The sequence below is a fragment of the Limnohabitans sp. Hippo4 genome (assembly GCF_003063605.1).
GTDB lineage: Bacteria > Pseudomonadota > Gammaproteobacteria > Burkholderiales > Burkholderiaceae_C > Limnohabitans_A.
This window is the reverse complement of the sequence record NZ_NESE01000002.1, coordinates 259,453-282,313: the sequence shown is the minus strand read 5'-3', so window position 1 is coordinate 282,313 and position 22,861 is coordinate 259,453. Positions and strand designations below refer to the sequence as shown.

Annotated in this window: 26 protein-coding genes; 12 read left to right on the top strand and 14 right to left on the bottom strand. The window is 51.3% G+C overall.

All coding sequences use genetic code 11. The annotated features are described in order from the left end of the window. Positions 1-16: 16 nt before the first annotated feature. A complete protein-coding gene (locus B9Z46_RS06815) occupies positions 17-1,024 on the top strand; it encodes a class 1 fructose-bisphosphatase (RefSeq protein WP_055362013.1) in 1,008 nt (335 codons plus the stop codon). 42 nt (positions 1,025-1,066) lie between these two features. Here B9Z46_RS06815 and B9Z46_RS06810 read toward each other — a convergent pair whose 3' ends face one another. Further along, positions 1,067-2,098, bottom strand: coding sequence for an ABC transporter substrate-binding protein (locus B9Z46_RS06810; protein ID WP_108255788.1), 1,032 nt, complete (start codon positions 2,096-2,098; stop codon positions 1,067-1,069). 125 nt (positions 2,099-2,223) lie between these two features. On the opposite strand from B9Z46_RS06810, the gene B9Z46_RS06805 reads away from it, so the two are divergent. The 3 genes from B9Z46_RS06805 (at position 2,224) to B9Z46_RS15205 (ending at position 4,139) form a co-directional block, all read left to right on the top strand. Next, a complete protein-coding gene (locus tag B9Z46_RS06805) occupies positions 2,224-3,096 on the top strand; it encodes a PIG-L deacetylase family protein (protein WP_108255148.1) in 873 nt (290 codons plus the stop codon). Positions 3,097-3,161: 65 nt separating this feature from the next. Beyond that, positions 3,162-3,674 carry a lipocalin family protein gene (locus B9Z46_RS06800; protein WP_199220567.1) on the top strand — a complete coding sequence of 171 codons (513 nt, stop codon included), beginning with the start codon at positions 3,162-3,164 and terminating at the stop codon, positions 3,672-3,674. A 99-nt stretch (positions 3,675-3,773) separates the two neighbouring features. Further along, positions 3,774-4,139, top strand: a complete 366-nt coding sequence (locus tag B9Z46_RS15205; protein ID WP_199220566.1) for a hypothetical protein — start codon at positions 3,774-3,776, stop codon at positions 4,137-4,139. 56 nt (positions 4,140-4,195) lie between these two features. Here the strand turns inward: B9Z46_RS15205 and B9Z46_RS06790 are convergent, their stop codons facing one another. Both B9Z46_RS06790 and B9Z46_RS06785 read right to left on the bottom strand, forming a co-directional pair. Beyond that, positions 4,196-4,522, bottom strand: coding sequence for a hypothetical protein (locus B9Z46_RS06790; protein WP_055361247.1), 327 nt, complete (start codon positions 4,520-4,522; stop codon positions 4,196-4,198). Between the two features lie 24 nt (positions 4,523-4,546). Continuing rightward, positions 4,547-5,461, bottom strand: coding sequence for a hypothetical protein (locus B9Z46_RS06785; RefSeq protein ID WP_108255146.1), 915 nt, complete (start codon positions 5,459-5,461; stop codon positions 4,547-4,549). 155 nt (positions 5,462-5,616) lie between these two features. Between B9Z46_RS06785 and B9Z46_RS06780 the strand changes: the two genes are divergently transcribed. Beyond that, positions 5,617-6,621, top strand: coding sequence for an adenosine kinase (locus B9Z46_RS06780; protein ID WP_108255144.1), 1,005 nt, complete (start codon positions 5,617-5,619; stop codon positions 6,619-6,621). Positions 6,622-6,647: 26 nt separating this feature from the next. Here B9Z46_RS06780 and rfbC read toward each other — a convergent pair whose 3' ends face one another. After that, on the bottom strand, positions 6,648-7,205 hold the full coding sequence (gene rfbC, locus B9Z46_RS06775; RefSeq protein ID WP_108255142.1) for a dTDP-4-dehydrorhamnose 3,5-epimerase: 558 nt from the start codon (positions 7,203-7,205) through the stop codon (positions 6,648-6,650). Continuing rightward, positions 7,205-8,083: a glucose-1-phosphate thymidylyltransferase RfbA gene (gene rfbA / locus B9Z46_RS06770; RefSeq protein WP_108255139.1), complete on the bottom strand. Its 879-nt coding sequence runs from the start codon at positions 8,081-8,083 to the stop codon at positions 7,205-7,207. Before rfbA ends, rfbC begins: the two co-directional genes overlap by 1 nt. Positions 8,084-8,145: 62 nt before the next feature. Between rfbA and B9Z46_RS06765 the strand changes: the two genes are divergently transcribed. Continuing rightward, a complete protein-coding gene (locus B9Z46_RS06765) occupies positions 8,146-9,408 on the top strand; it encodes a DEAD/DEAH box helicase (RefSeq protein WP_108255137.1) in 1,263 nt (420 codons plus the stop codon). Here B9Z46_RS06765 and uppS read toward each other — a convergent pair. The 3 genes from uppS to B9Z46_RS06750 all read right to left on the bottom strand — a co-directional run bounded on the left by uppS (position 9,405) and on the right by B9Z46_RS06750 (position 11,898). Further along, positions 9,405-10,133 carry a polyprenyl diphosphate synthase gene (gene uppS, locus B9Z46_RS06760; RefSeq protein ID WP_255416927.1) on the bottom strand — a complete coding sequence of 243 codons (729 nt, stop codon included), beginning with the start codon at positions 10,131-10,133 and terminating at the stop codon, positions 9,405-9,407. The genes B9Z46_RS06765 and uppS overlap by 4 nt on opposite strands. A 77-nt stretch (positions 10,134-10,210) precedes the next feature. Continuing rightward, entirely contained in the window at positions 10,211-10,513 is a 303-nt protein-coding gene (locus B9Z46_RS06755) for an H-NS family nucleoid-associated regulatory protein (protein WP_108255133.1), read from the bottom strand. 95 nt (positions 10,514-10,608) lie between these two features. Then, the gene (locus B9Z46_RS06750) at positions 10,609-11,898 is read right to left on the bottom strand and encodes a hemolysin family protein (protein ID WP_108255131.1); all 1,290 of its coding nucleotides are present in this window, start codon (positions 11,896-11,898) and stop codon (positions 10,609-10,611) included. Positions 11,899-12,009: 111 nt separating this feature from the next. Here B9Z46_RS06750 and B9Z46_RS06745 point away from each other — a divergent pair, with 111 nt between their 5' ends. Genes B9Z46_RS06745 through B9Z46_RS06735 form a run of 3 tightly spaced genes read left to right on the top strand, consistent with a single transcriptional unit; the run spans position 12,010 to position 14,571 of the window. Continuing rightward, complete coding sequence (locus B9Z46_RS06745) at positions 12,010-12,840, top strand: symmetrical bis(5'-nucleosyl)-tetraphosphatase (protein WP_108255129.1); 831 nt, start codon at positions 12,010-12,012, stop codon at positions 12,838-12,840. Between the two features lie 29 nt (positions 12,841-12,869). Then, positions 12,870-13,589 (top strand): CoA pyrophosphatase, encoded by a 720-nt coding sequence (locus tag B9Z46_RS06740; protein WP_108255127.1) that lies wholly within the window; start codon positions 12,870-12,872, stop codon positions 13,587-13,589. A 7-nt stretch (positions 13,590-13,596) separates the two neighbouring features. Next, positions 13,597-14,571, top strand: a complete 975-nt coding sequence (locus tag B9Z46_RS06735; RefSeq protein WP_108255125.1) for a CobD/CbiB family protein — start codon at positions 13,597-13,599, stop codon at positions 14,569-14,571. A gap of 13 nt (positions 14,572-14,584) precedes the next feature. Here the strand turns inward: B9Z46_RS06735 and rsgA are convergent, their stop codons facing one another. Next, the gene (rsgA, locus tag B9Z46_RS06730; RefSeq protein ID WP_108255123.1) at positions 14,585-15,604 is read right to left on the bottom strand and encodes a ribosome small subunit-dependent GTPase A; all 1,020 of its coding nucleotides are present in this window, start codon (positions 15,602-15,604) and stop codon (positions 14,585-14,587) included. Next, a complete protein-coding gene (locus B9Z46_RS06725; RefSeq protein WP_108255121.1) occupies positions 15,597-16,856 on the bottom strand; it encodes a M48 family metallopeptidase in 1,260 nt (419 codons plus the stop codon). The genes rsgA and B9Z46_RS06725 overlap by 8 nt, the downstream gene beginning before the upstream one ends. A 66-nt stretch (positions 16,857-16,922) precedes the next feature. Between B9Z46_RS06725 and orn the strand changes: the two genes are divergently transcribed. Further along, a complete protein-coding gene (orn, locus tag B9Z46_RS06720) occupies positions 16,923-17,519 on the top strand; it encodes an oligoribonuclease (RefSeq protein ID WP_108255119.1) in 597 nt (198 codons plus the stop codon). Between the two features lie 280 nt (positions 17,520-17,799). After that, entirely contained in the window at positions 17,800-19,791 is a 1,992-nt protein-coding gene (locus B9Z46_RS06715; RefSeq protein ID WP_108255117.1) for a DEAD/DEAH box helicase, read from the top strand. A gap of 103 nt (positions 19,792-19,894) precedes the next feature. On the opposite strand, the gene rplS is transcribed toward B9Z46_RS06715, so the two are convergent. From rplS to rpsP, 4 genes are all read right to left on the bottom strand, one after another. Next, a complete protein-coding gene (gene rplS / locus B9Z46_RS06710) occupies positions 19,895-20,275 on the bottom strand; it encodes a 50S ribosomal protein L19 (RefSeq protein WP_055362017.1) in 381 nt (126 codons plus the stop codon). A gap of 207 nt (positions 20,276-20,482) precedes the next feature. Next, entirely contained in the window at positions 20,483-21,268 is a 786-nt protein-coding gene (gene trmD / locus B9Z46_RS06705; protein ID WP_108255115.1) for a tRNA (guanosine(37)-N1)-methyltransferase TrmD, read from the bottom strand. Between the two features lie 17 nt (positions 21,269-21,285). Then, positions 21,286-21,903, bottom strand: a complete 618-nt coding sequence (rimM, locus tag B9Z46_RS06700) for a ribosome maturation factor RimM (RefSeq protein WP_369907424.1) — start codon at positions 21,901-21,903, stop codon at positions 21,286-21,288. 30 nt (positions 21,904-21,933) lie between these two features. After that, complete coding sequence (gene rpsP, locus B9Z46_RS06695) at positions 21,934-22,185, bottom strand: 30S ribosomal protein S16 (RefSeq protein WP_055361263.1); 252 nt, start codon at positions 22,183-22,185, stop codon at positions 21,934-21,936. A gap of 149 nt (positions 22,186-22,334) precedes the next feature. On the opposite strand from rpsP, the gene B9Z46_RS06690 reads away from it, so the two are divergent. Next, on the top strand, positions 22,335-22,856 hold the full coding sequence (locus tag B9Z46_RS06690; protein WP_055361264.1) for a GNAT family N-acetyltransferase: 522 nt from the start codon (positions 22,335-22,337) through the stop codon (positions 22,854-22,856). Positions 22,857-22,861: the final 5 nt, after the last annotated feature.

Here is a 22,861-nt window from a genome sequence, read left to right as displayed (position 1 = left end):
TACCGGAGTCATGTCCATGTCCCAAAAAATTTCATTGTCTCGTTATTTGGTGGAGCAACAACGCAGCAAGGGTCACATTCCTTCGCAGTTGCGTCTCTTGCTTGAAGTGGTTGCGCGGGCATGCAAAAGCATCAGCCACGCGGTCAACAAAGGCGCCTTGGGTGGCGTCTTAGGCAGTGCTGACATTGAAAACGTTCAAGGTGAAATTCAGAAAAAGCTGGACATCATTGCCAATGAAGTGTTGATCGAAGCCAATGAATGGGGTGGTCATTTGGCGGCCATGGCGTCCGAAGAAATGGAAACCATTCACTTGGTCCCTAACCGTTACCCTCAAGGTGAATACCTGTTGATGTTTGACCCTTTGGATGGGTCTAGCAACATTGATGTGAATGTGAGCATTGGCACTATTTTCAGTGTGCTTAAAAAAGCGGAAGGCCAACAGGCTCTTAGCGAAGAAGACTTCTTACAACCCGGCCACCAACAAGTCGCTGCTGGTTACTGCATCTACGGCCCACAAACGACGCTGGTTCTTACCGTGGGAGATGGCGTGGCCATGTTCACTTTAGACCGCGAGCAAGGCTCATTTGTGCTCACCCAAGAAAACGTTCGAGTTCCCGAAGACACCAAAGAGTTCGCCATAAACATGAGCAACATGCGCCACTGGGATGCCCCAGTCAAGCGCTATGTGGACGAGTGTTTGCAAGGCAAAGAGGGTGTTCGCGGCAAAGACTTCAACATGCGCTGGATTGCCAGCATGGTGGCCGATGTTCACCGCATTCTGACGCGTGGCGGTATTTTCATGTACCCCTGGGACAAGCGTGAACCCCACAAAGCGGGCAAGTTGCGATTGATGTACGAAGCCAATCCGATGAGCTGGCTCATCGAGCAAGCCGGTGGTGCCGCGACCAACGGCCGCGAAAGAATTTTGGACCTTCAACCTCAACAACTGCACGAACGCGTGAGTGTGATCCTAGGCTCTAAAAATGAGGTGGAACGTGTCACGCGCTACCACTTGGAAAAATAATTAACCATGGCTCAGCAAAAGGGACTCATTGAGTCCCTTTTTTCATTGAGGCAAGGATTTGATTTTGTCTTCCCAAAGTTGAATCAACCGTTTGCGTTCGGCCGCCTGCCCATATTTGTTGTAGTCGTACTTGATCAGCTTGATTTTTTTCACGTCTGGCACGCGTGGATCGACAACGGTTGCCATGTTCGAAGGTACTTGGAAACCCCTGGCAGCAAATGCAAATTGTTGCGCCTGAGGTGTCAAAGCCCATTCATAAAAACGTTTTGCAGCCTCCAAATGAGGCGCACCTTTGATGATGGACATGCTGCCGATCTCTGCCCCAGTTCCTTCCGCAGGCGTGAAGGCTTCAATGGGAAAGCCTGCAGCCTTTTCGCCAGGCGCCAAAGCGATGAAGCCAATCGCAATGGCTGCTTCACCACGCGATACAGCCTTGATAGGGGCTTCACCTGAACGGGGGTACCCGCTCATGTTGCGGTGCAGTTTGGCCATGTAGTCCCAAGCTTGCGACTCACCCATCAATTGAACCAAAGTGGCCAAGGCCGTGTAGGCAGCGCCACTTGAACCTGGATTGGCCATTTGTATTTCACCCTTGTATTCTGGTTTGAGTAAATCAGCCCAAGAGGTGGGTGTTGGCAACTTGCGCTTGGCCAAAACTTCTTTGTTGTAAAAAATACCCAAAGGCCCCAAGTACAAACCGACAGACCTCCCCCCAGATTGCTCATATTGCGCCTTGGCCCAAGGGTGCAATTGGGCCAGCGCAGGCGACTGGTAAACCGCCGTTAAGTCCAACTGTGCAGCAGCCAAATGAGGATCGCCGGTGCCCCCAAACCAAATGTCAATTTTCGGGTTGGCTTTTTCAGCATTCACTTGGGCCAAGGCCTCCCCCGTACTGCGCTGCAAAATATTCACTTTGATGCCCGTCACCCGAGGAAAAGTCACTTGGATTAAATTACACCAATCAGATTGCACCGAACACAGAATGTTCAATGTTTGCTCTTGTGCATTCGCAACGGGGGAATAAACGCTCAGCAAGCATGCGGCGGATGCAAACAAACTGCGAACTGAAGTCATCAATGTCATATCGGCTCTCTCAGATAGGGTACTTTTCATCATAATGGTACCCAGAAAATCGTCCAAACGAGTTTGTCTCGTACATACAGTCATCCATTCTTTGTGAACTTGAATTACCATTCAGCATGAGCACACCCTTTGATGACATGGTCAATGCTTATCTGCAAGCTTTGAGTTCGCCTGAGCCAAATCTTCCCATTGCACCCATTTCATCTCACGCACCTGCAGAAGACGCCCCTTGCTGTCTGATTTGCGCTCCTCACCCCGATGACGAATCGCTGGTGGGTGGCTTGGCGCTTCGAATGCGACACCAAGAAGCTTGGCGAGTGGTCAACTTGTCCATCACGCTAGGCAGTCAAACGGATCGCAGGCAAGCGCGCTGGCATGAAGCCCAAGCCGCTTGCAACTATTTGGGGTTTGATTTGGCCAGCCCCTTGGGAATTCAGGAACATGCTTTTGAGAACATCACGCTCCAAGCATTTGAAGCACAAAGTCCGCATTGGCTCAACTGCGTTGCCAATCTGGCCATTCAACTCCAAGTCTTCAAGCCGCGCATGATCATTGTTCCACATGCCATGGACGGCCACACCACCCATTGCGCAACTTATCATTTGTTGATGCAGGCTTTGCCTTTGGCCAAACTCACAGAAAGCTGTCACTTGTTGCTTTCTGAATATTGGAATACGCAACTCTCGCCTCGACTGATGCTGGCCTTGAGTCCCACTGAAGTAGGACAAATGATGACGGCAACTGCGATGCACACCGGCGAAGTAATGCGCAACCCTTACCACCGAAGCCTTCCAGCTTGGCTCATCGACGGTGCTCGCAGAGGCGCAGAGCGTGTTGGCTTGCCTGGCCAAGCTGCAACAGGCATGACCATGGCTGCTTTGTATGGCTGGTTAATCTGGGATGGTTCGTTGCGAGAAGGGCCCAAGGCCTTGGTGAAGATTGGCGACACCATGCCAGATTTTTTATCGTCAACTTATCCTTCTAATTGACTTTGAGGCTTGATGTGACAAAACAAATTGGTGTACTTTTTTTCAAGCATTTCTGCTGTTGCTTGATGGGTTTGAGTCTAGCCGTTCCCATTGCGACACAGGCGGCCCAAGTGAAATCAATTGACCAACTCGACATCAACCAATACATGGGGAGTTGGTATGAAATTGCCAAACTTTCCAACTGGTTTCAACGCAATTGCGCTCAAAACACCAAAGCGACATACAAACTGATCAACCCTGCAGAAATTCAAGTTCTCAATCAATGCCAAGCAGCCAATGGTGAAATGATCCAAGCCTTGGGCATGGCCAGACCCCGCGCCAATGGGCTGCCAGCGCAGCTTGAAGTGCGTTTTGCGCCAAGTTGGTTAGGTTGGCTTCCCTTGGTATGGGGAGATTACTGGGTGTTGGATTTAGACCCGCAGTACCAACTTGCTGCAGTGGGCGATCCCAGCAAAAAATACCTCTGGATCTTGTCGCGCACCCCTCAAATTTCAGAAACTTCCTACAAGGCTTTGACGCAGCGGCTGTTGTTGATGGGTTTTGACGTCAGTCGACTCGAAAAAACAACGCAAAATTAAGCAAACTTTGCCAGATGCGATAGCATGCCAATCGTGAAAAGTGATTGCAATTGATTGCACGCTTGCAGCAACCCACGCCATCCAACTTAGGAGACCTCAATGAAAACTCGTTTAACCCTCACATTGATCGCCTCTTGCCTGACGCTGCTCAGCGCCAGTGCAGTATTAGCCCAAGCAGCAGATCCTGCCGTCAAAAAATCTGAGGCTGGCATTTGTCATGATAAATCTAGCACCAGTTATGGCACCACTAAGAAATTCGAAACCTTTCCCAACATGGAAGCTTGCTTGAAAAGTGGTGGCCGTGCACCTGCCAATACAGCAGTTGCCGAAGTCGTTGTCAAAAAATCGGACAGCGGCATCTGCCACGATAAAAGCAGTGCCAGCTACGAAAAAACTCAGAAATTCACGCCCTTCAAATCACTGGACGAGTGCGTGAAGAGTGGCGGCACTTTGCCCAAAAAATAAAGCGGGGCAATTGAAAATCTAGTGCGCATGCATGGCAGCATTTTGGGTCTGATGCCTTAGTTGCCAATCAATTGGCACGGTGCCTTGATGTGACGGGCTTCACGCTGCTCGTCACAATGTTGGATGGCTTTGCGCTGCGCTACCGCAGACAATTTGACATAAATAGAGCACGCAAAGGCCATTTTGCTGTCGTCCGTTCGGCTATCAAAAGCAGCCGCACAATGTCCAAACTTTCCTAGATGCGGCTTGTTGGCGTTCCAACTCGTTTGCAAGGACATGGGCAACAATTCAGCTGCGATGCGTTGATGCTCTTCTGTAGCATTTACAACAGCAGGAATCCCTCCACCGATCAGTAGCGCAATACCAAAGACCTTTTGCCACATGGTGTACTCCTTTTCGGGCCTTCGTTAAATAGGCTCTTCAATCGATGGAACAACCGGTTGCGTGCTTGGCGTTTGAACTGAATCTGCAGAGAGAGTGTCAAATGCAACGGCTCTGAAAATTTCACGGAGCATTTTTTTCTCGGGCAACGAAAGCGCTCTCGTTAATCGATGGCGCATGCGGAGCAGCAACTGGCGATCAACCTCTTGCGGGATTCCGCGATTGATGTGAAGTTCATCACGCAACTCTTCACGCTTATCTTCTGGCTCTTCTGCCCACCATGACTGAATCACCTCGGTCATGGTCTGGCGAATCACTTCTGGGTCCTCAGGCACTGCATTGCCCTCCTTGGACACCACACCCTGGAGAATTTCGGCCAGTGCTTTGGGTTGAACCACAATACGCCGGTCGGCCTGCGACAACAAGCGACCCCATCCAGGATCAGTTTGGTGCAATTTAGGCATGTTGCGAGCGGCATCATCCGCCAGAATGTGGACAAACATCCCCGTCAGCTGTGCGTTGTCAATCGCAGTCAACAAGCGTTCGTCGTCTGACGCCAACAGCACATGATCACAAGCACCGTGCTGGGCCAAACGGCTCAAATCTTGGCCCATGCTTTGGAGCAGTGACACGCCGCCATCGGCATCGTGCGACAGAACTCTGCGAACAATTTGACCGTCCACATCCAATGTCTCTTGATCTTCAGAGTACCAATAAATTCTTTGGACATCGAGGTCCAAACCTGCTTGTGACAACGCATCGCCCAAAAATTGGGACAAGCCCTGCCTGTTCACACTTTCCTGCTTGGATTTTGTTTGGGCATGCTGCGCTAGCCATGACAAATAGCGTGCATCAACGAGTGCAATACATCGTTGCGCAGGGTTATCTTGATGTCTTCGATGGGCTTCTTTGGAAGCATGAGAAAAATAATCGCGTTTCATCGCAGGCTTGATCCCTAAAATAAATCATAAAAGGAAAAGCTCATCAGCTTGTCCACACGTAGCGGGTCTGCGAACCCATGAGTCTATTTTAACGATGCGAGCGCAGACAAAGGCATTAAACTTGGCCATTCTTTGATTTAGATCTACGCCCTTCCATGTCCCACTACGATCTCTACGCCATTGGCAACGCCTTGGTCGACTCCGAATACGAAGTTTCTGACGCGATGCTTCAAAAGATGGGCATCAGCAAGCGCCACATGACACTGATCGACACCCCCCGTCGCGCAGAGTTGTTGGACCATGTCACCCACCTCCAACCCAGGCAAACTGGCGGCGGCTCTGCCGGCAACACGGTGGTGGCTTTGGCGCAATTGGGTGGCAAAGCTTTCTATTCCTGCAAAGTAGCGCACGACAATTTGGGCGATTTTTACGTCAAAGACCTTCAAGCCCAAGGCGTTGATACCAACCTCACGCACACACGCGCTTCGGAGGGACAAACCGGCAGCTGCATGGTCTTGGTCACCCCCGATGCTGAAAGAAGCATGTGCACATTTCTGGGGGTTTCAGCAGAACTGGACGACGCTGCCCTGCACGCCCAAGACATTGTCAAATCCAAGATTTATTACATGGAAGGCTACTTGGCTGCATCACCTACAGGTTTGAATGCAGCACTCAAAGGGCGACAGATTGCACGCGAAGCAGGCGTGGCCTTGGCGCTCACCCTCAGTGATGTCAGCATGATTCAATTTTGCAAAGCTGGCTTAGATGCCATGCTGGGTGACGGTGTTGATTATTTGTTCTGCAACCAAGAAGAAGCCCTGGTGTGGTGCGGCACCGAAGATCTGGAAGTCGTTCGAAGCGCATTGAAAAAATTGGCAAAAACAGTTTGCTTTACTCGCGGCCCTGATGGTTCTGAAGTATTGACAGCCGATCAGTCTTGGCATGTGCCAGCTGAAAAAGTCAAAGCCATTGACACCAACGGCGCTGGCGACATGTTTGCCGGTGCATTCTTGTATGCCGTCACGAAGGGTTACGCTCCAAACCAAGCTGCCGCGCTGGGCAATCACGCTGCAGCCGCTGTGGTCAGCCAACATGGCAACCGATTAACGTTGGGCCAACTCAGTGCCATCAAGGCCTACGCGCTCCCACCTCTCAAATAAAGAGGCTCTCGCTTCATCGGCTAGGATTAGTAGGCTTGTGCTTGTGAGAGCGGCATAGCTGCCGCATCTTTTGCAGCCAACAAAGGCGTTTGAAGTCCCTCTGGCAAAGGCCATTCAATGCCGAGCGCAGGGTCACTCCACAGCAGGCTACGCTCGTGCTCTGGGTACCAGTAATCCGTGGTTTTGTACAAAAACTCGGCTGATTCACTGAGCACCAAGAAGCCATGTGCGAATCCGGGAGGCACCCACATTTGCTTTGCATTTTCGGCACTTAAATGACAGCCGGTCCATTTTCCAAAATTTGCGGATGACTTGCGCATGTCAACAGCGACATCAAAAACTTCCCCATGGGTAACACGAACCAGTTTGCCTTGCGCATGTTCAATTTGGTAATGCAAGCCACGCAAAACACCTTGAGTCGATCTGCTGTGATTGTCTTGTACAAACTGAACATCTAGGCCAGTGACATTGGCAAAATCGCGCGCATTGAAACTTTCAAAGAAAAAACCACGCGCATCCCCAAATAGTTGAGGCTGCAAAATCAAAACTTCCGGCAAATTGGTGGGCGTGACGGTATAGGGCATCAATTTGCCTTTATCAGATTCAACAAATACTGACCGTAGCTGTTTTTAGCCAAAGGCGATGCCAACTTTTGAAGCTGCGCAGCATCAATCCATTTTTGGGCAAATGCTATTTCTTCTGGGCAAGCGACCATCAAACCTTGGCGTTTTTGAAGAGTCGCAATGAAACCCGCAGCCTCGAGCAAACTGTCGTGCGTGCCTGTGTCGAGCCAAGCATAACCTCTGCCCATGATTTCCACATGGAGTTGCTGGTGTTCAAGGTACCAACGGTTGACGTCGGTAATTTCCAATTCACCGCGTGCTGAGGGCTTGATGTTGGCTGCAATGTCACAGACTTGTGAATCGTAAAAATACAAACCTGTTACCGCGTAATTGCTCTTCGGCTTCAAGGGTTTTTCTTCGATGCTCAGCGCACGTTGCTGACCGTCAAATGCCACCACACCATAGCGTTCGGGATCGTGAACGTGATAAGCAAAAACACTGGCTCCTTTGGTTTGTGCATCAGCGCGCTGCATCAGTTTGACCAAGTCATGACCATAAAAAATGTTGTCACCTAATACCAAAGCACTCGGGTTTGCGCCCACAAATTCACGGCCAATGATGAATGCCTGTGCCAGGCCATCAGGACTTGGCTGAACTGCGTATTGAATGTTCATGCCCCATTGACTGCCGTCGCCCAACAACGCCGTAAACCGAGGTGTATCTTGCGGTGTACTGATCAACAGCACATCCTTGATGCCAGCCAACATCAGCGTTGTTAAGGGGTAATAGACCATAGGCTTGTCGTACACCGGCATCAACTGCTTGGAGACCGCTTGTGTCACGGGATACAGACGGGTACCCGACCCCCCTGCCAAAATAATGCCTTTGCGTGTATTCATAGTGCATGATTTTGCCACGCCCTGCTGGTATATCAAGCCATATGCACTTATGCTTGAGCCCTATGTCTTTTAACGATCTGGGCCTTTCGCCCGAGTTGCTTCGCGCACTTAAACCCAAAACCTATCCAGCGCCAACCCCGGTTCAACAGGAATTCATTCCTGCAGCGCTCACCGGCCAGGACATCTGGGTCACTGCGCCCACAGGCTCAGGCAAAACAGTCGCCTATGCCTTGCCCCTGATTGAGAAGCTGACCCGGTCTGGCCTTTCCCAAAGCACCCAAGAGGGAAGAAATCAAAGAGCACTTCAGTCCTTGGTTTTGGTTCCAACCCGTGAATTGGCCATTCAAGTTGGACAAACTTTCATGAGTTTGTCGGCACATTTGGGCAAACTTTGCAAAGTCACGGTGGTTTTTGGTGGTGTTTCCATCAACCCACAAATGATGGGCTTGCGAGGTGGCACTGACATTTTGATTGCCACGCCAGGTCGACTGCTAGACCTGCTGGATCACAATGCATTGAAACTTTCACAAGTTCAAACGCTTGTTTTGGACGAAGCCGACAAATTATTGGAACTGGGTTTTCAAGATGAGTTGGGCCAGATTTTGGCTAAGTTGCCACACAAACGACAGAATTTATTTTTGTCCGCCACGCGTCCAAACAGCATCGAATCCTTGGCGCAAAGTTTGTTGCACAACCCACTTGAAATTCACATTGAAAGTACTACGCTCCAACCCGCTGTCATCGCACAGCGCGCCATTTACACCGACACCCCTCAGCGTACTCAGCTGTTGAAGCACCTGATCAAAACAGACCATTTGAAACAACTGTTGGTTTTTGTAGCCACTCAACACAGCAGCGAAATTGTGGCAGCCAAACTGCGCGTCGCTGGCATTGCTGCAGAACCCTTTCATGGCCAATTAAGCCAAGGTAAACGTCAACAAGTGTTGGCCGACTTTAAAGCGCATCGTGTGAAAGTCGTCTTGGCAACCGATCTGGCTGCGCGCGGCCTGGACATCGAAAAATTACCCGCTGTGGTGAACTACGACCTGCCACGGTCGGCCGTCGACTACACACACAGAATTGGCCGCACGGGTCGTGCGGGTGAAGCAGGTTTGGCCATCAGTTTTGTATGCCCCGAAACACTGCATCATTGGAATTTGATTGAGAAAAGACACAATGTGAAACTCGCGCTTGAAACCATTCAAGGGTTCGAGGCAACGCAGGCAGTTCCAGAGCAAGGCTCTGCCAATGGCGGCATCAAAGGCAAACGCCCCAGCAAAAAAGACAAATTACGGCAAATGGCAGCCAGTGCCAAGCCAAGTTAAAAAGGTGCAGCTGACCCAAATCGACGATCGCGTTTGGAGAACCATGCCAGCGCTTCGTTAAATTGTTTCACTGAAAAGTCTGGCCACAAAGCGTCAATGAAAAACATCTCGGCATACGCGGCCTGCCAAAGCATGAAATTGCTGATGCGAGACTCTCCACCTGTTCGGATGAGCAAGTCCATTTCAGGCGCATCCGCCGTGCTCAAGTGAGCCGCAAGCCCCTCTTCCGTCAGCGCAGCAAAGCTCAAGTCCGGGTTGTGAAGTTGCCAAGACTTTGCAGCCTGCACCATGTCCCAGCGGCCACCATAGTTGGCCGCAACACGCAGCGTGATTTTTTCATTGTGCTGAGTTTGCAATTCAGCACGCAGAATTAATTCTTGGAGCTCAGAACTGAATTTGGTTTTATCGCCGACAACCTTGAGCCTTACGCCATTGGCCTCCATCGCATCGACTTCTCTTTGCAAATAACTCGCAAACAGACTCATCAAGACGGAAACCTCTTCTTTTGGCCGGCGCCAATTCTCGGTACTGAAAGCAAAAAGACTCAAATGGGGTATGTCTGCCCTGATACAAGCTTCGACAATGTCACGGACTTGCTTTGCACCTGCGGCATGCCCCATCGCAGTCGGCAAAAAACGCTTTTTGGCCCAGCGTCGATTGCCATCCATGATGATGCCGATATGCCTTGGAGGCGATTGAGTCGTCAAATTAATTTCTCTTGAAATATTTATTTCGATTTTACAAGTTTGGCGACATGAAAAAGGCCACCCAGGGTGGCCTTCGTAACATCAATGGGTTTGAATTACCCGATCAAGAAGGGAGAGCGCTCTTTGCCGTCAATCCATTTTGGTGCCTTGCCACGCCCTGTCCAAGTTTGACCTGAAACTGGATCGCGGTATTTAGGGGCAACCTTTGATCCTGTGCTACTTTTTTGCTTGGCAGCTCCGCGGCCTGATGGAAATACATCTTGAACGGTCAATCCGAATTCAGAAACCAGTTGGCGCACTTGACGAACAGCTTCAGACAACTCATTTTCACGCGCTTGCGCAATCGCTTGCTCCAGAGCATCTCGCTGTTTAATCAATTCTTTGTATGAAGTGGTCATTTATTTTCCTAATATATCGATGCTAGAGGGTTAGATAATGTTTTATTATATTTTAATAAGGCGATAATCTGATTATTAAAATCATAAATTATTAATCAAGTTAGATTATTTTTAGCAATTACCTTATCTATCCTTCTTCCATCTAACAAAATAACTTTAAATTGCCAATCTTCAGCAATTAGAGTATCACCAACCTTAGGTAAATAACCCAATTCCGCCAATATAAATCCTCCCAAGGTATTGAACAAACCTCGGTCTTCGCCATTAATTTGCTTAATTTCCAATCTGGCCTTCAACTCATTGATAGGCATTAGGCCATCTAACAGCCAAGAACCATCTTCTTGCGCACTGGCCCAAGCGTCGGCAACCTGCAAAGGTTGCAATTCACCCGTAATGGCCTCTAACAAATCACGCGGGGTTAACAAACCTTGCACAACCCCGTATTCATCCACCACGAACACCATGCGTCCTGACTTGCCTCGCAGTTGCTCAAGCAATGACATGCCACTGAGGGTTTCAGGCACAAACGTAGCGGGAATGGCATATTTTTCAACAGGGTCCTGTTGAGAATCGATTGAAACCAATCGAGCCAAACTGACAACACCCAAAACATTGTCCAAACTATTTTTGCACACGGGATACCAAGAATGTCCGTGCGCCCCATCTTGAAGGCCGACTTTTGCCAAACATTGGGCCACGCTTAAGCTGCCGTCGAACCATTCAATGTCCAAACGGGGCACCATCAATGAGGTTAGGGGGCGGTCGTCGAGGTGAAATACATTTCGAACCATCTGATGTTCATGGGCCTCAATCAAGCCTGCATCAACACCCTCCTCCAGGCTGGCCGTGATTTCCTCTTCGGTCACTGCCCGGTTGCCTCGGGTGTCGATTTGCAACATTTTCAGAACGGCATGGGTGGTCAGTGAAAGCAAACCTACAAACGGCTTGGCAATGCCGGCAAGCCATGCCATAGGCCTGGCAACCAACCTGGCCACTGGCTCGGGGTACAGCTGGCCAATGCGTTTGGGGACCAGTTCACCGAAGATGATGGTCGTGAACGTGATGACCGTGACCACCAAGGCCGTGGCCGTGATGGCAGCAGCAGATTCTGTAATGCCCAGGCCAACCAGCCAAACGGCAACATCGCCACTGAAAGCTGCCTCGCCCACAATGCCATTCAGGACGCCAATAGAGGTAATGCCCACCTGCACGGTCGACAAAAATTGGGTTGGGTTTTCAAGCAGTTTGAGCGCCGTGGCTGCTCCTTTATCCCCGGCCTCTTCCATCGCCGCCAGTCGGGCTTTGCGGCTGGAGGCCAATGCCAACTCGGACATGGCAAAGAGCCCGTTGATGAGGGTTAACAGTGCAATCAGTAAAAAATCCATCCCCTGATTGTGCCAAGGCCCGAACTCGAAAGAAACACACTTCTTCTTTCAAGGGTCAATTCTTCAAGAAATACATCGACAATGTCGCATTCAGCTTGATTTTGGAAGTCAATGTCAGTTTTTTGGGTGGGCGATATTCAAGGTTGCGATGAACCACTGGGTCACATGCTAGACCAAGTGGGGTTTTCAGCCAGCCGCGATCGACTCTATGTCTTGGGTGACTTGGTCAACCGTGGACCCAGCTCGCTGGCGGTCTTGCGCCGCCTCTACAGTCTGGGCTCAAGCGTTCAATGCGTCTTGGGCAACCATGATTTGCATTTGCTGGCCCTTTCAGCGGGTGCGCGAGCGCCTGGTGCATCCGACACCCTCAACGACATTCTTCAAGCGCCAGACAAGGGCACCTTGCTGCATTGGTTAAAGCACCAGTCCATTGCCATTTACCAAGAAGATGTTTTGATGGTTCATGCAGGCGTTTTGCCTCAATGGACTTTGGAAGAAACTTTGTCATTGGCCCGAGAACTGGAAAACATTTTGCAAAGTGACGAGGCCGATGCGTTTTTCATGAACATGTACGGCAACGAGCCCGCACAATGGCAAGCTCAACTGCAAGGCATGGCGCGCTGGCGCTGTGCACTGAATGCTTTCACGCGCCTTCGCTTTTGCTCACTCACAGGCGCCATGGAATTTGCGACCAAAGAGAATGCGGCCAAGGCACCTCAGGGCTACATGCCCTGGTTTGAAGTCCCGCAACGCCTAACCGCCAACACCACCATCGCCTTCGGTCATTGGTCAACCTTGGGCGCTGTTGAGCGTCAGGACATCTGGGCCTTGGACACGGGTTGCGTCTGGGGTGGATGCCTTACAGCATTGCAACGCGATCACGTCGGTGCGCCACCAAAGCGCATCGAGATCAAGTGCCCCAGTTATCAAAAACCATTTTGAAATTCACGCTACCCCATTGAACACACCATATGAAAAGCTCATTGGGATTTGACCCTCGCGACATACCATGGACAAGCCCTTTGGGTGAATGGCCCGCCTTGTCGCAAGAACACTTGGTGGCCGATCGATTGAAAGCGGTCTTCAAAAATCCGCCTGATTGGTCACCTGAAGTTAAACGTGAACCCGCGCTAGGACAACGTCCGGCCAAAGCGGCCGCTGTTCTCATTCCCATCGTGCTCAGAGGCGATCAAGGCTCTGAGCCACACATCCTTCTGACACAGCGCACCATGCACCTGTCTTCGCATGCCGGACAAATTGCATTTCCTGGCGGCAAGGTCGATGCAGAAGATTCATCGGTAGAGGCTGCTGCGCTCCGAGAAGCCCAAGAAGAAGTAGGTTTGGCCCCTCAGTTTGTCGAGATCTTGGGAACCTTGCCCGAATACATCACTGGCACAGCTTTTCACATCACGCCGGTGGTGGGACTGGTCTCCCCCCAGCACGAAATCACGCCCAATGCTTTCGAAGTCGAGGCCGTTTTTGAAGTGCCCCTGGCATTTCTCATGAATCCAGCCAACCACCGCTTGCATAAGTGGGAGCGCGACGGGGTTTCTCGACGGTGGTATTCCATGCCGTACCACGAACCCAGCGGCTTGCCCACACAGCCCCCCACTGAGCGTTTCATTTGGGGCGCGACGGCAGGCATGATTCGGAACTTTTATCGCTTTTTATTGGCAGCGAATTCTTTATGATGCGGCTATGAGCTTTTTTTCCATCTTTTTGGCGCTCGTCATCGAGCAAGCAAGGCCTATGAGCCCCACTCACTTTTTGCACCAGTGGCTGCGAAAGTGGGCTGATTGGGTCACCTCGCACGTTGATGGTGGTACGCGCTCTCAAGCTTGGCTTGCTTGGGGTTTGATGATCGGCGCACCTGCTGGCTTGGCCGTCCTCATTCACTGGTTATTGGCGTTTTTTCTAGGATGGTTTTTTGCTATCGTCTGGAACGTCGCATTGCTCTATGTCACCTTGGGGTTCCGACAGTTCAGTCACCATTTCACGGGCATCCGCGATGCGTTAAATGACGGCGATGAGTCGCTTGCTCGAAAGTTATTGGCTGAATGGCAACAAGTTGAAATCAATGAACTGCCTCGCAATGAAATTGTGCGGCATGTCATTGAACACTCTATTTTGTCTGCACACCGTCACGTCTTTGGCGTTTTCTTCAGCTATGCATTGCTATCGATCATAGGCTTGGGGCCAGTAGGCGCAGTGGTCTACCGCATTTCTGAATTTGCAAAACGCTACAGCGAGTCAGCCGCCAGCTTGTCGCAACAGTCCATCGCTGGCAATCCCACCCAAACCCATTGGATCAGTGACGCTTTGAAGTCAGTGTCACACGAAGCTTGGCATGCCATCGATTGGCTTCCTTCCAGAGCGACGGCCATGGGCTTTGCCATCATGGGCAGTTTTGAGGATGCAATGGATGGATGGCGTCACCATTCCGAAAAGTTTCCAGATGACAACGATGGGGTTATCTTGGCAGCCACGTCAGGTGCTATCAATGTGCAATTGGGCGGCGCCGCATTGCAACCCGATTCGCCAGGGAGTAGCAGCACACCGGGTCGCCCCCCCGAACTTTCACATTTTGCGCAGGTTGTCGGATTGGTCTGGCGTACCGTGATCATGTGGTTGGTGTTGGTGGCCTTGCTGTCATTGTCAAACCTGCTGGGCTAAGTTGCCCCAACTTTTACCAACGCTGCTGACCTAGTTCTTCGAACAGCTGGGCATAAATTCGGTGACGCCGGGTACTCACCTCGGTTGGCTGAAGCGCCAGCGACTCATCCTTTTGCAAGGCAGCCAATACACCGCAACCTGGCTCATGCAAATGCGTACAGTTGTAGAACTTGCAAGTCGAAATAAATGGCTTTAAATCAAGCATGCAAGAGGCCAATTGATTTTGAGGAATATGCTGCAAACCAAACTCTTGAAATCCTGGCGAGTCAATGATGGCAGTTCCGGTATTCTCTTTTTGCAGGCTAGCGGGTCTGTCACCCACCCAGTAAAGCGAGGTGCTGGTGGTGGTGTGCTTGCCAGAATTCAGCGCTTGCGAAATCTCCCCGGTCAACGCACGTGCATTAGGAACCAAGGCATTCACCAAGGTACTTTTGCCAGCGCCAGAAGGGCCTAATATCAAGCTTGTTTTGCCCGCCATCTCTGCTTGCAAAAGCTGCAATGAGTCATTGGTTTCGTTGGATGTCTTCAACTGCAAAGGCATGACGGTGTAACCCATTTGGCGGTAAGCCGTCAATCTCTGCCAAGCTTGCGTGAAAGCTTCACCCAAATCACTTTTATTCAGAACAATCAAAGGCTTGATGTGCTCAGCCTCGGCCGCAATCAAGGCTCTAGACAATTGGGTTTCAGAAAATTCAGGTTCTGCCGCCAACAAGATCAAGACCTGATCAAGGTTCGCTGCAAAGGATTTGGTTCGCACTTCATCCCTGCGATAGAACAGATTCTTTCGTTCCATGACACTTTCAATCGTGCCTTCATCCCCCGCGACTTGCCACCTGACATGATCCCCCACGACTGCCTGACTTTTTTTACCTCGCGGATGGCAAATGATGCGAGTGCCATCGTCCAACTCCACAACACAATGCCGGCCATGTGTTGCCACCACCAAGCCCAAGTTGAGGGCATCTTGCGTTGAAGCCGCCAAGGCTTGTGCCACCTTGGTTTTGGTGTGTGTGCGCTGATGGAGTTTACGCATCTTGCATGCGAGCCAATCGCAAACTGGCCGGCGGGTGAGAGTAATAAAACGTCACATAAAGAGGGTCTGGCGTCAATGTAGAGGCATTGTCTTGATAGAGCTTGAGCAAGGCTGACTTCAAATCAGCCGCAGGTGTTTGTGAAACCGCATAGGCATCCGCTTCGTACTCTTGCACCCTTGAGCGCCAAGAAGACAGCGGGGCCAGTAAAAATGTGAAGACTGGAACCACCAACATGAAGAGCAGCAGGGCCACAGCTTCATTGCCTGAATTCAAATTCGGCATGACACCCAATCCTGTGTAAAACCAAACTTGCTGAGACGCAAAACCTAAAACGGCCAGTCCCAACAGGGTGGTGACAAAACTGGTGGCCATCATCTTCACAATGTGCCGGTGTTTGAAATGCCCCAACTCATGCGCCAGCACAGCCTCCATTTCAGAAGGTGACAGTTGCTTGAGCAAGGTGTCAAAAAACACCACACGTTTGCTGGCACCAAAGCCTGTGAAGAAGGCATTGGAATGGGCTGACCGCTTACTGCCATCCATGACAAAAAAACCTTTTGCGGTAAAACCTGCTCGCTGCATCAGGCCATTCACACGTGACTTCAAGACATCATCTTCAAGGGGCGTGAACTTGTTGAACAAGGGCATGATCAGATTGGGGGCAATGGCCATTAAAAACAATTGCCAGAAGACCAAGGCACACCAAGTCCAGAGCCACCAATAAACGCCGCCTGCTTGCATTAACCACAATATCAATGCAATGAGTGGCACACCGAGTACCAGCCCCAGCACCAAACCTTTTGCTGCGTCGCTTAGCCACAAAGACCATGTCATTTTGTTAAAGCCAAACTTTTGCTCCAGCACAAATGTTTGATACAAGGACAGTGGCAAGTCGAGTAATCCACCGATCAAGGTGAAGCACAAGACCAACACGACTTGTTGCCAAATGCCAGGCGACATGAACGTCAACACCAAGGCATTCAAGGCGCTTAAACCACCCAACAGGGTCCAGCCCACCAAGACGGCGGCATCGATCAAAATATCAAGTTGAGACACTTTGGCCTTGGCCAAGGTGTAGTCAGCTGCCTTCTGATGGTCAGCCAAAGAAATATGACTGGCAAATGCGCTGGGGACTTCACTGCGATGACCGGCCACATGGCGCACTTGTCTGGCGTTCAACCAAAGTTTCAATAAAACATTGGTCAGTAACGCGCCTACCAATAAATAAGTCAGGGTCAGAGTCGGATTCATAGACCGAAGTGTAGATCAGCTGACATCAGCGACAATCAGAACCTTCACGAAAAGCCGTATTTTGAAATGACAAGCCCTACACCCGACCATCACCCAGCAGAAAGTCATGCCGCAACGCTTTCCAAGTCAGATGACAACTTGGTATGGATTGACTGTGAAATGACCGGGCTAGACCCCGAAAAAGAACGCCTATTGGAGATTGCTGTTGTTGTCACCGGCCCTAATCTCACCCCCCGCGTTGAGGGCCCTGTCTGCGTCATTCATCAAAGTGACGAGTTGCTCAACAAAATGGATGCTTGGAACAAGGGCACGCATGGTCGCAGTGGCCTGATTGACAAAGTCAAAGCTTCCACCACGACGGAGCAAGACGCTGAAGAACAGATTTTGGCATTCATCAAAAAGTACGTGTCAAAAAATGCGTCGCCTCTTTGCGGCAACACCATCAGCCAAGACCGCCGATTTTTAGTCAAATTCATGCCCAAGCTAGAAGCCTATTTGCATTACCGCAATTTGGACGTGAGTACTTTGAAAGAACTCTCCAAACGCTGGAAGCCCGAAGTTTTCAACAGCTTCAAGAAACAACAGAAGCACACGGCGCTGGCCGATGTGCATGAATCGATTGAAGAGTTGGTGCATTACAGAGAGCACTTCATCAAGCTTTGAGCTTCGCTCAAATCATTTCAGGGAAAACCCGCACAAACTGAAAAAACTGTGCCATAATCGCCGGCTGAGCTGCAAACCGGCCTCGTGCCGCAGCCTTTGTGCATCACCCTTCATGCCTTTGACTCACTGATAAGAGTCACTCGACTGGAAAAGATGGCGCCATGACAACACGTCATGCCCACTCTCTTCAAACAGCACCGAGCTCCGTTTGATGGTTGATGTTTTTTAACCATGAACGGCGCCACCGCAAATCTTGCGGACGTCCGTGCGAGAAAAAAATATGACTGACGCTTTTGAAGTGCAGGACGACTTGTCGTCTGCGCAATCCTCTAAGAACGAAACTTTCGTGACTGAAACTTTGGCGCTTGATGCTGCCAATGTGAACGAAACCACAGAAACTGAAATCACACCCGAGCAACCCAATGGTTTCGTGCTGTTGGGCTTGGCCCCTGAACTGGTTCAAGCTGTGGCCGACCTGGGCTACACACAACCCACTTCTGTGCAGCTCAAAGCCATTCCTTTGGCACTCCCCAAAGAAACCTTGGGCGAAGCCCACAAATACATTGACCTGATGGTGTCCAGCCAAACAGGCTCAGGCAAAACTGCCGCTTTCTTGTTGCCCGTGTTGCACACCCTGTTGCAAGAGTTGGCCGCCGAAGAAGAAGCCGATCGCGCTGCATTTGCCAAAGCCTGTGCCGACGCCGCCGCCAATGGAGAGCCAGCACCCAAGCGCCCCAAGCGCAAAGACCCCACCAACGCACGCAATTTCAAAGCCCCCTCACCCGGTGCCTTGATTGTTTGCCCCACCCGCGAATTGGCACAGCAAGTTGCACACGACGCCATTGATTTGGTGAAACATTGCCGCGGCCTGCGCGTCGCTAATATTGTGGGCGGTATGCCTTACCAGTTGCAAATTGCCAAGTTGCAAAATGCCAATTTGGTGGTGGCCACACCAGGTCGTTTGCTTGACCTGCAACGCTCGATGCAAATCAAACTCGACAAAGTTAAATTCTTGGTAGTCGACGAAGCCGACCGCATGTTGGATTTGGGCTTCTCTGACGACTTGGCTGACATCAATCAACTCACCAGCCAGCGCCAGCAAACCATGATGTTCAGCGCAACATTTGCGCCGCGCATTCAACAGTTGGCCATGCGCGTGATGCACGATGGTGGTTCTTCTGTTCAGAAAATCCAAATCGATTCACCCCAAGAGAAACACAGCAACATCAAGCAAGTTTTGTTCTGGGCCGACAACGCACAGCACAAACGCAAATTGCTCGACCATTGGTTGCGTGATGCCTCCATCAATCAAGCTATAGTGTTTGCCAGCACCCAAATTGAGTGCGATGGTTTGGCAGCAGACTTGCAGCAAGATGGCTTTGATGCCGTTGCATTGCACGGTGCTTTGAGCCAAGGTTTGCGCAATCGCCGCTTGATGGCTTTGCGCAATGGCCAAGTTCAAATCTTGGTGGCCACCGATGTGGCTGCGCGTGGCATTGACGTGCCCACCATCACACACGTTTTCAACTTTGGCTTGCCCATGAAAGCTGAAGACTACACACACCGCATTGGTCGTACAGGCCGTGCCGGCCGTGATGGCTTGGCCATCACCTTTGCCGAAATTCGCGACCGTCGCAAAATCATGGACATCGAGGCTTACAGCCGTCAGCCCTTCAAAGCTGAAGTGATTCCAGGCATGGAGCCCAAACTCAACTTCCCAGAAACTCGCTCAGGCCGTGGTGGCAATGACCGAGGCGGCCGTGGCCGTTCATTTGGTGGCGGCGGTGGCGGCTTTGGCGGCAATCGCGGTGGTGACCGTTTTGAATCACGCGGCGCGCCTCGTTTTGAAGGCAACCGCGGTGGTGATCGCTTCGAAGGCCGTGGCGACCGTTTTGAAAACCGCGGCGCACCTGCACCCCGCTTTGAAGGTCGTCCTGAAGGTCGCGGTGATTTCCGTCCCGAAGGCCGCTTCGAGCCACGCGGTGATTTCCGCGGTGAACAACGCAGCTTCGCACCTCGCGGTGGCGAAGGTCGATTTGAGCCCCGTGGCGATCAGCGCCCAGACAACCGTGGCGACCGCTTTGATTCACGTGACAGCCGTGCACCACGCGCACCGGGTGGTCGCGACAATGCACGCGGCGGCGCAGGCGATCGCTTTGCACCCCGTGGCCCCAAAGTCATCGGTGCAGGCAACTTCAAACCCCACAACGCTGGCGGTCACGCAGCACCCAAGCGCACGGGCGCTAAAGTGTTGAAAGTTACACGCGGTTAATTCCCCTACCCCATGCCCCTGTCAAACAGGGGCGTAAAAAAACCGCCTTGGCGAAAGCCTTGGCGGTTTTTTCATGCAGGCCTTGTGAGACCTGCGAAGCTGATTAAGCTGCTGCTGTTTTGGCAGCGCGCTGTGGCAACTTTTCTTTGATACGTGCAGACTTGCCGCTACGATCACGCAAATAGTAAAGCTTGGCGCGGCGAACATCACCACGACGCTTCACTTCAATGCTGGCAATCAAGGGGCTGTATGTTTGGAACGTACGCTCCACGCCTTCACCACTTGAAATTTTGCGAACAGTAAAACCACTGTTCAAGCCGCGATTGCGCTTAGCAATCACAACACCTTCATAAGCCTGAACGCGCTTGCGGTTACCTTCAACCACATTGACGCTAACGATGACGGTGTCACCAGGCATGAAGTCAGGAATTGTTTTACCCAAACGGGCAATTTCTTCCTGCTCGAGAGTTTGAATCAAATTCATTTTGAGCTCTTTCAACGTTCGATCGTGCACAACGCTACGCTAAAGGCGGCTTCTATGCTGCGAGCTCTCAACCATGAAGACGAGAACAAGCGCAACAGCCGCGGCGGGCAGAGGATCGACAGCCCATGATTATATATTTGTTTTATGGCTGAATGAAAGCCAGTCTCGTGCTGACATCAGACCAATGTTCTGACTTCGGCGTTTTGCTTAAGTCTTATCAGGTGCAGACACCGCAAAATGAGCCAAAAAGTGTTCATCTTTTGCGCTCAGCTTTCCCATCTTCCGGGCCCATTCAATCAGGTCTGGCCGATGCTTTTGAGTCAAGGTCAAACTTTGCTGACGTCGCCATTTGGCAATATCGGCATGGTGGCCAGACATCAAGATAGGCGGGACGGTTTCACCATGCCAAATTTCAGGACGTGTGTAATGTCCACAATCCAACAAGCCATCCAGCGCTGGATTGAAGCTGTCCATTTGATGACTGACCTCATCGTTCAAAACGCCAGGCTGCAAACGCGCAATGGCATCCAAGAGCGCAATGGCAGCGATTTCGCCGCCCGATAAAACAAAGTCACCCAAACTGATCTGGGCATCGACATGGGCATCAATGAAGCGCTGGTCAAGGCCCTCATAGCGACCGCAAATCAAAATGGCGCCATCGCTTTGAGACCACGACGCAACGCCGGCGTGGGTCAAGGTCTGGCCAATGGGCGAAAAAAGGACGACAGGTACTTTGGCTTCTTTGGGATTTTGGGCGATGCGGTCTTGGCGAATGGCCAGCAAACACTTTTCCAAAGGTTCAGCCATCATCACCATGCCAGGCCCACCGCCAAAGGGTCGATCGTCGACACGGCGATAAGTTCCTTCGGAGAAATCTCGCAATTGCCAAAGCTTCAGCTCTACAGCGCCAGATTCAAAGGCACGGCGGTTGATGCCAGAACTTAAAAAGGGGGCGAAGAGTTCGGGAAACAGCGTGATGACATCAAAGCGCATGGCTTGCTTTCACCCGCTCAGTAGTCAAGCTGCCAATCAACCGTGATCTTGCGACCAGGCAGGTCCACGTTGTCGACGAAGGCTGCGACAAAGGGAATCATGCGCTCCACCGGTGGCTTGTCTGCTTCTGCTGAAGCTTGCGACAAGACCAGCACAGTTTGAGGCCCAGTGGACATCAAGTCTTTCACCTGACCCAAGGCCACACCTTCGCGGTTGACAACATCCAAGCCCAGCAAGTCCACCCAGTAATACTCGTCTGCACCGGCAGTCGGAAAACTTGAACGCGGCACAAAAATGCGTGCGCCTTTCAGGGCTTCAGCTTGGTTTCTGTCGGTCACGTCCAGTGAACAAGCGACGACGGTGTCGGCATGGTCTTTGGCTTCTTTGATTTTGAGCAGTACGGGCTTTGAAGGGCCACCAGCAGCAGGCGCTGCCGACTTGGCCGTTGGCGACTTTGCACCACCGACAGCGCGATCGGAAGGCAGCAAATACCATCGCTTAGAAGAAAAAAGCGCCTCGGGTGAGGCGCTGTGGGGCAAGACTTTGAACCAGCCTTTGATGCCCCAAGCATCTGCAATACGCCCCACTTCGATGGCGTCTGCCGGCATGTCGGCAAACTCTAAATGGGGTAGCACAGCAAAGCCTTTGGCGAAGCCAAAAAGCAATTAAGCAGCTTTGGCAGCAGCTTGTTTGACCAAACGCTGAACGGTTGGAGACACTTGAGCGCCAACGCCTGTCCAGTATGTCAAACGGTCTTGCACAACGCGCAGGCCTTCTTCTGTATCCTTGGCGATAGGGTTGTAAAAACCAATGCGCTCAATGAAACGACCATCGCGGCGAACGCGCTTGTCAGCCACAACAATGTTGAAAAATGGACGGGCTTTAGAACCGCCACGAGAAAGACGAATGACAACCATGATTTATCCTAGGGTGGTGTACACATTGCACAATTCAAAAAATTTGAAATGAAACAAGGACACAAATTCTTCCAGCGTTTGAGACACGCAACTGGCCACCCGGCCAGTGACACACTGAAAAGCCGCTGATTATAACCCGGAGTTCAAGAATGCCAACCATTCGCCCCAGCCAACCCTCAGACATGGCCGCCATCACGGCCATTTACAAGCACCACGTCCTTCATGGAACGGGCACTTTTGAAATTGACCCACCCTCCCTTGAGGACATGACGGCCCGCAGGGAGGACGTCTTGAGCAAAGGTTTGCCCTATTTGGTCCTTGAAAATGAAGGCCAAGTGGTCGGTTTTGCCTATTGCAACTGGTTCAAACCACGCCCCGCCTATCGATTCTCAGCCGAAGACTCCATTTATCTAGCCGCAGACACAGCAGGCAAAGGCTGGGGACGCATGCTACTGGCTGAGCTGTGCCAAGCTGCCGAAAAAGTCGGTATCCGAAAGTTGATCGCAGTCATTGGCGACTCTGGCAATGCCGGCTCAATTGGCGTCCATACATCGGTAGGCTTCAAGCACGTCGGCACTGTGTCTGGCTGCGGCTGGAAATTTGAACGCTGGCTAGACATCGTCATGATGGAAAAAGCCCTAGGACTGGGGCAAACTCAAGCACCAGCCTAAGGCTT

Coding starts and splice junctions, on each gene's coding strand:
- B9Z46_RS06815 (WP_055362013.1), top strand. CDS start 17: ATGTCCCAAAAAATTTCATTGTCTCGTTATTTGGTGGAGCAACAACGC.
- B9Z46_RS06810 (WP_108255788.1), bottom strand. CDS start 2,098: ATGACTTCAGTTCGCAGTTTGTTTGCATCCGCCGCATGCTTGCTGAGC.
- B9Z46_RS06805 (WP_108255148.1), top strand. CDS start 2,224: ATGAGCACACCCTTTGATGACATGGTCAATGCTTATCTGCAAGCTTTG.
- B9Z46_RS06800 (WP_199220567.1), top strand. CDS start 3,162: ATGGGTTTGAGTCTAGCCGTTCCCATTGCGACACAGGCGGCCCAAGTG.
- B9Z46_RS15205 (WP_199220566.1), top strand. CDS start 3,774: ATGAAAACTCGTTTAACCCTCACATTGATCGCCTCTTGCCTGACGCTG.
- B9Z46_RS06790 (WP_055361247.1), bottom strand. CDS start 4,522: ATGTGGCAAAAGGTCTTTGGTATTGCGCTACTGATCGGTGGAGGGATT.
- B9Z46_RS06785 (WP_108255146.1), bottom strand. CDS start 5,461: ATGAAACGCGATTATTTTTCTCATGCTTCCAAAGAAGCCCATCGAAGA.
- B9Z46_RS06780 (WP_108255144.1), top strand. CDS start 5,617: ATGTCCCACTACGATCTCTACGCCATTGGCAACGCCTTGGTCGACTCC.
- rfbC (WP_108255142.1), bottom strand. CDS start 7,205: ATGCCCTATACCGTCACGCCCACCAATTTGCCGGAAGTTTTGATTTTG.
- rfbA (WP_108255139.1), bottom strand. CDS start 8,083: ATGAATACACGCAAAGGCATTATTTTGGCAGGGGGGTCGGGTACCCGT.
- B9Z46_RS06765 (WP_108255137.1), top strand. CDS start 8,146: ATGTCTTTTAACGATCTGGGCCTTTCGCCCGAGTTGCTTCGCGCACTT.
- B9Z46_RS06755 (WP_108255133.1), bottom strand. CDS start 10,513: ATGACCACTTCATACAAAGAATTGATTAAACAGCGAGATGCTCTGGAG.
- B9Z46_RS06750 (WP_108255131.1), bottom strand. CDS start 11,898: ATGGATTTTTTACTGATTGCACTGTTAACCCTCATCAACGGGCTCTTT.
- B9Z46_RS06745 (WP_108255129.1), top strand. CDS start 12,010: ATGTCAGTTTTTTGGGTGGGCGATATTCAAGGTTGCGATGAACCACTG.
- B9Z46_RS06740 (WP_108255127.1), top strand. CDS start 12,870: ATGAAAAGCTCATTGGGATTTGACCCTCGCGACATACCATGGACAAGC.
- B9Z46_RS06735 (WP_108255125.1), top strand. CDS start 13,597: ATGAGCTTTTTTTCCATCTTTTTGGCGCTCGTCATCGAGCAAGCAAGG.
- rsgA (WP_108255123.1), bottom strand. CDS start 15,604: ATGCGTAAACTCCATCAGCGCACACACACCAAAACCAAGGTGGCACAA.
- B9Z46_RS06725 (WP_108255121.1), bottom strand. CDS start 16,856: ATGAATCCGACTCTGACCCTGACTTATTTATTGGTAGGCGCGTTACTG.
- orn (WP_108255119.1), top strand. CDS start 16,923: ATGACAAGCCCTACACCCGACCATCACCCAGCAGAAAGTCATGCCGCA.
- B9Z46_RS06715 (WP_108255117.1), top strand. CDS start 17,800: ATGACTGACGCTTTTGAAGTGCAGGACGACTTGTCGTCTGCGCAATCC.
- rplS (WP_055362017.1), bottom strand. CDS start 20,275: ATGAATTTGATTCAAACTCTCGAGCAGGAAGAAATTGCCCGTTTGGGT.
- trmD (WP_108255115.1), bottom strand. CDS start 21,268: ATGCGCTTTGATGTCATCACGCTGTTTCCCGAACTCTTCGCCCCCTTT.
- rpsP (WP_055361263.1), bottom strand. CDS start 22,185: ATGGTTGTCATTCGTCTTTCTCGTGGCGGTTCTAAAGCCCGTCCATTT.
- B9Z46_RS06690 (WP_055361264.1), top strand. CDS start 22,335: ATGCCAACCATTCGCCCCAGCCAACCCTCAGACATGGCCGCCATCACG.